4 protein-coding genes are annotated in these 8,135 nt (G+C 69.8%); all 4 read right to left on the bottom strand.

Annotation, left to right across the window (positions count from 1 at the left end):
- Positions 1–87: 87 nt before the first annotated feature.
- Positions 88–2,754: a LuxR C-terminal-related transcriptional regulator gene (locus MJ783_RS04975; RefSeq protein WP_239308738.1), complete on the bottom strand. Its 2,667-nt coding sequence runs from the start codon at positions 2,752–2,754 to the stop codon at positions 88–90.
- A 425-nt stretch (positions 2,755–3,179) separates the two neighbouring features.
- Positions 3,180–3,686: a MarR family winged helix-turn-helix transcriptional regulator gene (locus MJ783_RS04970; RefSeq protein WP_239308737.1), complete on the bottom strand. Its 507-nt coding sequence runs from the start codon at positions 3,684–3,686 to the stop codon at positions 3,180–3,182.
- A 35-nt stretch (positions 3,687–3,721) separates the two neighbouring features.
- Complete coding sequence (gene icmF, locus MJ783_RS04965) at positions 3,722–7,000, bottom strand: fused isobutyryl-CoA mutase/GTPase IcmF (RefSeq protein WP_239308736.1); 3,279 nt, start codon at positions 6,998–7,000, stop codon at positions 3,722–3,724.
- 144 nt (positions 7,001–7,144) lie between these two features.
- Positions 7,145–8,135: enoyl-CoA hydratase/isomerase family protein (locus tag MJ783_RS04960; RefSeq protein ID WP_239308735.1), on the bottom strand; the 991-nt coding region annotated here is incomplete at its 5' end.

Raw genomic sequence — 8,135 nt, 5'->3', positions numbered from 1 at the left:
GACGCGAGGCGCCGGCTGGCGCCGGCGGAGCCTGGGCGAACTTCCGGCGGCGACCACCAGCCGCCCGGACGGCGTGCGGCCGTCGCGTCAGGCCACGTCGCTGCTCTGGACCGCCGTCCCGTTCAACGGGCCGTTCATGTTCGTCGTGCCTGACGGCTCCGTCACGGGCAGGTCCGTGCCGGCATGACGGAAGCGGGCCAGGTCAGCGCGGTTCTGGCAACCGGTCTTGGTCAGCAGATTCCGCAGATGGGACTCGACGGTGCGCGTGGATAACACCAACCGGTCCGCAACCGACTGATTGGATAATCCACGCGCGACCAGCTCCAGCACATCCATCTCCCGGGTGGTCACGCCGACCCTTGCCAGGGCATAGGGCACGGTGGCCGCGCCTCTGCCCCTCCGCGGGACCGGGGCACCGATGCGGCGCAACGACTGACGTGCCTGCTGGACCAGCCGAAGGTGTCCGCAGGAGCCAAAGTAGGCGATCGCCTCCTGCAGCCACTCTGCCGGAGCCCCCCAACCGGCGTCGGCGGCCGCCTCCGCCACCGCGAGCTGGCCCTGCTGCCTGCACCAGTCGAAACCGCGCAGCAGCCGGACCGCCTCCGCGGCCCACAGCTCGGCTTGCGCGCGGTCCCCCGCACGCCCCGTCACGACGGCCAGGCCGAACGCGCCGAGGCCACGGTCGGCCGTGGACAGCAGCGGGTCGGCCGGCGCGGCGGTCCCCTCGAGAGCATGGGCGAGCCGCCGCAGCCCCGACCAGCAGAAGGGCACGTGGGCCTCGGGGAACACGCCCGCCTCGGCCCGCGCGTCGAGCGCCCTGGCCAGGGCCACCATGTTGTTCGCGACCAGCGCCTCCATCGCATCCACGAGCGTGTGGTCGCCGTCCATGCCGCGCTCCGCGCCAGCGCACTCTGATTCGGCTATTCTCACCAGGCGCAGCAGTCCCTGCGCCTGCCCGAGTAAGTGGGGCAGGGACAGCCGCCGTGCTTCGAGTCCGGCCGATTCAGCCCATACCTTCGCCTCGTCGCCGTTGCCGGACAGCAGGAGGGCCTGCGCGAGCCTGATCTCCAGCCGTGTCGTCAACGCCCGCAGCCCCGTCCGGTCCGCCAGCTCCCGCACGGTTCGCAGCTCGTGGGTGTCGGCCGTGATGAGCATCCGCACGACGGCAGTGCCCGCCCTGGCATGGATGTCCCAGTAGGTCATCCGGTGTAGGACCGCAACCCTGGCCAGCCTGGTGTACGCCCGTCGCGTCGCGGCGATGTCGTGCCGTTCAGCGGCACAGCCCAGCACGTCCAGTGCCTCGCAGACCAGAGCGGGCAGCGCGAGATCCAGAGCGGCTCGCAGCGCGCGCAGGGCCAGCCGTCGCGCCGTCAGGTCATCGGCCAGCGTCAGCGCGGTGGCTGCCGCCCGGAGCAGGACCCGTACCTGGTCCACGCTGTCCACCAGCCCGCCGGGCCCGCAACGTCCCGGACCGGCGCTGGTGCCGTGCGCCTGCACGCTGGGGCGCAGAAAGGACAGCAGCGCCCGTTCGGCCCCGGCGTCGCCGATACGGGACACGATGTCGAGCTGCTCCGTCAGGACCTCGGTGTGCTCCGGCGAACCCGGAGCCAGGATCGCCGCGGCGCGCTGGAGTTTCCGCCGTGCCAGCGACAGATCGGTCTCCGCCTCGTGCCGCGCCTGGTCACGGAGAACCTCGGCCACCGCGCGGCCCAGCGAGCGCACCTGGTCGGGGGGCATCGTGCGCCGGATCACCTCGCCGACGAGCGCGTGCCGAAACCCGAAACCGTCCCGGTCCGCGAGCGGACACGCCTGCACGATATCCAGCTCAACAAGCCGGTTGATGGAGCGTTCGGTCATGCCGGCGGGAAGCCGGGTGATCTTCTCCACGGCTTCGGCTCCGAACGTGGGGCCCAACAAGCTCATCACCCGCAATACGTGGCGATCGTGATCGTCCAGTCCGGCCATCCGCAGCAGGAGCCGGCTGGCGAGCGGACGGGGAACCTGCGCGGTGAACAGGTCGCTGACGGTGGCCATCGCGGTGACGTCGCCGCTGGTGGCGATGGCATCACCGCTGGTGGTGATGGCGGTGGCGAGGTCGTGGACACAGTCGAGCAGGTCAAGCAGGTGGAGTGGAACGCCGTCGCTCCAGCGGCGCAGGAAGTCGATGACCTGTGGGTCCGGGGCGGGGATGCGATGGCGGACCAGTTCCTCGACCTCAGCGGGAGCCAGCGGGGGGATGATCCCGTCGAGGTAGTTCAGGTTGCCGCAGATCTCCTCGACCATCGGCCATTCGAGCCGTGCTGGTGATTGCGCGGTGCCTACCAGTATTAACGGAACCTCATCGAGGTGGTCGGAAATATAGAACAGCACCTCCTGGGTACGGGGATCGGCGTGGTGCAGGTCCTCTACGACCACGAGCGCGGCCGGTTCCCCCGGCCTGCTCGTCCACCGCACAATAAGCTGCTCTGCCACCACCTCCGCGGGAGTACGCTGCTCGCATTCGACGGCGTCTGGTAATTTGCTGCCCACCCGCAGTAGGGATTCCCGCAGGGATCGCAGGGGAGATCCGCCGGGCACACAACGACCGCGGAAGGTAACCATCCCCTTCTGCTCGGCCCGGTGGGTGAAAATCCTGGCCAGATGGCTCTTGCCAATACCGCGTTCACCGCTGAGCAGGTATCCGCCCCCGCGTCCGGTCTTGGCCGCCCGCAGGACGAGGTCGTCGAAATAAGCCAGCAGCCTCTGTCTGCCCACTGACCACGGTGTCGAGGTGGCGGGCCAGGACGGTGTACTCCGGCCCGGCCCGCGTGCGGCCGTCGGGAGCCGGCCGGCCCCCTGTGCTGGGATGACCATTGGCGACCTCCTGCAGGGGTGCGTTCAGCCAGATCGGCCGCCACCGCGGTGTGCGCATCGGTGCGGTGACGGCCTGTTGTGTCGCACCGGCGCACCCACTCGCTTCACAGTGCTGGGAATCGCCGATGTGACGAACATCCACGGGTTGAGCCGATCGATGGAATCTGCGTTTGTACCGTCATCAGGAGTGACACATCAGGAGTGACACACCAGCCCTACCGACATCTGTGATGGATGAACCACGCAGCCAGATATCAACAGTGCCAGAATGCGGGCCGTCAGCTTATCGAACTGTGACGGTTGTGAAAGCCATCAGCCGGCAGAAGTCAGAAGTCACCGGCGCGGCCGCGGAACTCCCTCAGGATGTCAACGAGCGACGTGATCTGGCCAGGGGACAGATCCGGGCTGGCGAAGACGCTCTCGTTGAGCCGGTCGGTCGCCGCCGCCGCGACGTCGCGCCCCGCCGCCGTGATCTCCGCCAGGGTCGCCCGCCGGTCTGTCGGATGCGGGATGCGCCGGACGAACCCCTGCGCCGCGAGCCGGTCGACCGCACTCGTCACGCTGGTCGGATGCACCTGCAGGCGGTTGCCGACCTTGCTCATGGGCAAGGAGCCGGCCCGGCTGAACAGCAGCAACATCAGCAGTTCGTAACGAGCGAAGGTCAACTCAAACGGACGCAGCACCTCGTCCACCCGGGCCAGGATGATCTGCTGCGCACGCATCACGGACGTGACCGCGGCCATGCTGTCGGCGGTCTGCGCCCATCCGTGCGCTGTCCATTGCCGACGCGCCTCCTCGATGGGGTCGAACGGCAACGGTTTCGGAGAGGACACGGACACCTCAGGCGCGGTTGGTCCCTGCACGGGAATCAGACGTTACGACGATACCGGCCACCGACCTCGAAGAAGGCATCGCTGATCTGACCGAGCGAGCAACAGCGGACCGCGTCCATGAGCACGTCGAAGATATTCTGGCCGGTCGCGGCAGCCACGCGCAGCCGGCGCAACGCCGCCGGCGCCTCCTCGGCGTGGCGGGCGGAGAAGTCCGCGAGCCGGGCGAGCTGGGAGCGCTTCTCATCCTCGGTGGCGCGCGCGAGTTCTACCGGGCCGCGCGGATTGTCGCCGCGGCCGGTGCCGGCATCCTCGTCGGGGGCAGGGGCGAGAAAGGTGTTCACCCCGATGATGGGCAATGTGCCGTCATGCTTGCGCTGTTCATACAGCATGGACTCGTCCTGGATGCGGCCGCGCTGATAGCCGGTCTCCATCGCGCCGAGCACACCGCCGCGCTCGGAGATCCGCTCGAATTCGGCCAGTACCGCCTCCTCTACGAGGTCGGTGAGCTCGTCGACGATGTAGGAGCCCTGCAACGGGTTCTCGTTGCCCGCCAGCCCCCATTCGTTGTCGATAATCATCTGGATGGCCAGTGCCCGCCGGACGGAATGCTCGGTCGGGGTGGTCACCGCCTCGTCATAGGCGTTGGTGTGCAGGCTGTTGCAGTTGTCGTAGATGGCGCACAGGGCCTGCAACGTCGTCCGGATGTCGTTGAAGTCCATCTCCTGCGCGTGCAGGGAACGGCCGGATGTCTGCACGTGGTATTTGAGCAGCTGCGATCGTTGCGACGCTCCATAGCGCTCGCGCATCGCCACCGCCCAGATCCGCCGGGCGACCCGGCCGAGGACGGTGTACTCCGCGTCCAGCCCGTTGGAGAAAAAGAACGACAGGTTCGGCGCGAAGTCGTCGATGGCCATTCCGCGCGCGAGGTACGCCTCGACATACGTGAAACCGTTGGCGAGGGTGAAGGCGAGCTGGCTGATGGGGTTCGCGCCGGCCTCCGCGATATGGTAACCGGAAATCGACACTGAATAGAAGTTGCGGACGCCGTGGGCGATGAACCACTCCTGCATGTCGGCCATGGCACGCAGGGCGAACTCGGTGGAGAAGATGCAGGTGTTCTGGCCCTGGTCCTCCTTGAGGATGTCCGCCTGCACGGTGCCCCGCACGGTCGCCAGCGCCCGCGCCCGGATGCCCGCGGCCTCCTCGGCGCTGGGCTCACGGCCCTGTTCGGCCCGGAACGCCGCCAGGCGCTGGTCCACGGCCACGTTGAGGAACATCGCCAGTATCGCCGGTGCCGGGCCGTTGATCGTCATGGAGACGCTCGTCGTCGGTGCGCACAGGTCAAAGCCCGCGTAGAGCTCCGCCATGTCGTCCAGGGTCGCGATCGAGACCCCGGAGGTGCCGACCTTGCCGTAGATGTCGGGACGCGCCGCCGGGTCGCGGCCGTAAAGCGTGACCGAGTCGAACGCCGTGGACAACCGGGTGGCCTGCGACCCCCGGGACAGCAAGTGGAACCGGCGGTTCGTCCGGAACGGGTCACCCTCACCGGCGAACATCCGGGCCGGCGCCTCACCGGCCCGCTTGAACGGGAACACACCGGCGGTGAACGGGAATCGGCCGGGCAGGTTCTCCGCCCGCAGGAAGCGGACGAGCTCACCGTGGTCGTCCATCCGGGGCAGCGCCACCCGCGGTATGGACGTGCCCGACAGGGTGACCCGGCGCAACGGCGTGTGGATGTCCTTTCCGCGCACTGTGTAGACGAGTTCCTGACCGGAGTACTCCGCCACCGTGGCCGGCCAGTTCGCCAGCTCCGCACCGATGGCGGGGTCCAGCGCCTTCTCGGCGCCGTCGATGAGGGCGTCGAGCGCGCTGTGATCGTGGCCGGCGGCGGCGAGCTCGCGCCGGGCGGTGATCAGATGCTGGCGTCGGCGCGCCGCCTCGGCCTGCCGGGCGCTGTGCAGGTGGTAGGCGCGGACGGTCTCGGCCACCTCGGCCAGGTAGCGGACCCGGCCGCGCGGGACCACCGTCGCCAGCCCCGAGGAGGCCCTGACTGTCACCGTGGGCAGTGCCCCGGCGGCGAGCGGTAGCCCCCTGGCCGCGAGCAGCCCGGTCAGGTGCTGGTAGAGCGCGGTGACGCCGTCATCGTTGAACCTGGCCGCGCTGGTCCCGAAGACGGGCATGTCCGTCCAGGGGACACCGAACGCCTCCCGGTTGCGCACCAGCTGGCGGGCGACGTCCCGGCGGGCGTCCTCAGCGCCCGGCCGCTCGAACTTGTTGATCGCCACGACGTCCGCGAAGTCGAGCATGTCGATCTTCTCAAGCTGGGAGGCGGCACCGTACTCGGGTGTCATCACGTAAAGGGCGACGTCGACGAGGTCGACGATCCCGGCGTCCCCCTGGCCGATGCCCGGTGTCTCGACGACGACCAGGTCGTAGCCGGCGGACCGGCAGGCGGCGATCACATCGCCGATGTGTTCGGGCAGTTCGCCGCCGGCCCCCCGGGTCGCCAGGGAGCGGAAGAAGATATTGGCCCCGCCGTCGGCGTCACCGAGCACGTTCATCCGGATGCGGTCGCCGAGCAGCGCGCCGCCGCCGCGGCGACGGGTCGGGTCGACCGCGATAACGGCGATACGCAGTTTGTCCTGCTGGTCCACGCGGAAGCGGCGCAGCAGCTCGTCGGTGAGGGAGGACTTCCCGGACCCGCCCGTCCCGGTGATGCCGAGGACGGGAACCTCGGTGCGCGCCGCCGCCCGGAGCTCGGCCGCGAGTTCGGGCGAACGGCCGGCCTGGAGCACGGTGATCGCCCGAGCGAGCGCGGCCTGCTCACCGGCGAGGACCGCGGGCAGCGGCGGGGGCTGTTCGGCCAGATCGACGTCACAGCCGGCGACAATCATATTGATCATTCCGAGGAGGCCGAGGCGCTGCCCGTCCTCGGGTGAGAAGATCCGGGCGACACCGCGGGCATGCAACAGGGCGATCTCCGCGGGGACGATGACGCCCCCTCCCCCGCCGTACACCCGCACGTGGCCGGCGCCGCGCTCACGCAGCCGCTCCACCAGATAGGTGAAGTACTCGATATGTCCACCCTGGTAGGACGACAGCGCCACCCCGCTCGCGTCCTCCTGGACCGCGGCCGTGACGAGCTCGTCGACGCCACGGTCATGGCCGAGGTGGATCACCTCGACACCCTGGGAGCACAGGAGCCTGCGCATGATGTTGATCGCCGCGTCATGCCCGTCGAACAGCGACGCGGCGGTGACGATGCGCACCGGGTGCTTGGGCACGCGCGGGGCTGACCGGTCGGCTGTGTTCATCCCTGTGACCCCCCGGGCCCCACGGCAGGCTCGCTCCGCCGTCGGTAGTTGGACAACGGATAGTAGGACGTCCACATAGTAGACGTGAAACCGTCTGACCGCACCCACCGAAATCCCGGATCAGTTATTGATCAATCGATCCCATCAGCCAGCACAATCGTCGACAAGCCCCCAGCGGACAGCGGTCACCACGTCGCACGGCTCACCGGTCAGCGCAAGCCATGCCGTCCGGGCGGGCCCGATCCGGCGGGTGATGCTCACGGTGCCGCCCGCGCCGGGCACCAGCCCCATACCGACTTCCGGGAGTCGGAAGACCGCGTCCCGGGCGGCGACCACATGATCGGCAAAAGCGGGCAGCTCGACGCCCGCGCCGACGCACGCCCCATGGACGTGGGCCGTGACCCGGCCGGGAAACCGGACGAGCTCAGCCGCCGCGCCGGCAGCGACCCGGATGACGTGCGCGGTCGCGGGGTCGGGCGCCGTACCGAACTGGCTGAGGTCACCGCCGCTGGAGAAGGCCGGCCCGGCCGCGTCGAGCAGGACCTCGGTGATGTCCCCATCGGACCGTGCCGCCCGCAGCGCGGCGACGAGCGCGTCGCGGGTCGCGGTGTCGTAGGCGTTGCGGACCTCGGGCCGGTTCAGCGTGAGGCGAAGCTGACCGCCGGCCCGGCGTACCCGCACCGGCTCGGCACTGTCGCGGTGGCGCATCGGGCCGCGGCCCGCGAGCCAGGCCGTGAACTCCGGGCCGGCAAGCAGGGTCGAGTACGCCAACGACTCGGCCACCAGCCCGTCCAGCGGAGCGAGCGTCGCGGTCAACCGCAGCAGACCGACGAGAGCGACCGCGGCGAGCGGGTGCGCACGCACCTGGCGGACGAGCCTCGCCAGCGCGTCCGCGAGGTCGTCCACGTCGACCGCGCCGGGTGTCCCCGCTCGCGCACCGGCCTTCGCGATCTCCCCCGTACCGGCCGTGAGCAGGATGTCCGGCGCTCCCACGGCGAGGCCGGTAGGCGGGCAGCCCCCGGCGACCACCCCTACGATGACGATCGGCGGGCGGGCCTGGGCGAGCCGATCCAGCGCCGCGGTCACCACGCCGGCCCGAGCCATTACCGAACCTGTCGGCAGGTCCGTCGCCGTC

Origin of the sequence: Protofrankia sp. Cj3, assembly GCF_917627355.1 — a bacterium.
Classification (GTDB): domain Bacteria; phylum Actinomycetota; class Actinomycetes; order Frankiales; family Frankiaceae; genus Protofrankia.
This window is presented reverse-complemented; position numbering and strand designations above follow the sequence as displayed.